General features: G+C 54.4%; 1 pseudogene. It reads left to right on the top strand.

What is annotated here, in order from left to right:
• A pseudogene (locus tag GT007_RS22710) lies at positions 1–112 on the top strand (IS5/IS1182 family transposase); the annotation flags it as partial.
• Positions 113–204 lie beyond the last annotated feature (92 nt).

Raw genomic sequence — 204 nt, 5'->3', positions numbered from 1 at the left:
CTTCTTCGCCAAACTCAAGGAATTCAAACGGATCGCACTGCGTAGCGACAAAACAGACAGCTCATTCGCCGCCATGATCTATCTCGCCGCAGCCGTCATACGGTCACGATGAATCTCAACAAGCCCTGATATAATTGGCGCCAGGCTTGTCAGGATCGGCGCCAATCTGATGGGTTCCAAGGGCCTTTCGGCCTTTGGCGGGGT

Source organism: Rhodovarius lipocyclicus (assembly GCF_009900765.1).
Lineage (GTDB): Bacteria > Pseudomonadota > Alphaproteobacteria > Acetobacterales > Acetobacteraceae > Rhodovarius > Rhodovarius lipocyclicus.
This window is presented reverse-complemented; position numbering and strand designations above follow the sequence as displayed.